This is a genomic window from Tolypothrix sp. VBCCA 56010, from assembly GCF_050875635.1.
In the GTDB taxonomy this organism is placed as follows: Bacteria; Cyanobacteriota; Cyanobacteriia; order Cyanobacteriales; family Nostocaceae; genus Hassallia.
The window spans coordinates 1-442 of sequence record NZ_JBPAOH010000440.1; the positions used below are offsets into that span (position 1 = coordinate 1).

General features: G+C 43.2%; 1 protein-coding gene. It reads right to left on the bottom strand.

Annotated features, from left to right (window positions below):
• Positions 1–221 precede the first annotated feature (221 nt).
• On the bottom strand, positions 222–442 hold a 221-nt coding region (locus AABK37_RS41905), incomplete at its 5' end, for a hypothetical protein (protein ID WP_432557261.1).

A 442-nucleotide genomic window follows, 5' to 3' on the forward strand; every position in this document is an offset into this window, starting at 1 on the left:
GTGTGGTAACTTGCACGTTGCTTTGAGATTGACCAGCAAAGGCAGCACCAGGAGCGACAGCTAAAGCAGCAGCTAGTAAACCAAAAGCAAAATTCTTCAACATTGTTTTTAAACCTGATTAACTGTGTATTGTTGATGAAGGAGAAGGCGTTATTTGAGTTGTGGAATCGTTTGGGTGATTCTTTTACTTAATAGGTATGCCATCGAAATTTATGCACTAATTAGCGGCAGCCAGCAGCTAAAATTTGACGCTGATTGCTGGTTGTGGTGCTATCTTGAGCATTCACAGAACCGTTAATTGCAGCACCGCTTTGGCTTGTACGTTGGACAGACCCTTGGGATTGAGCACTAGATCCACCTCTGCAAACGGGCTTGTAGTATCTACCACGGTAAGCACCAGCTTTTTTCTGTGCGTTTTGAATTTGTTGTTGATTGTTGATGC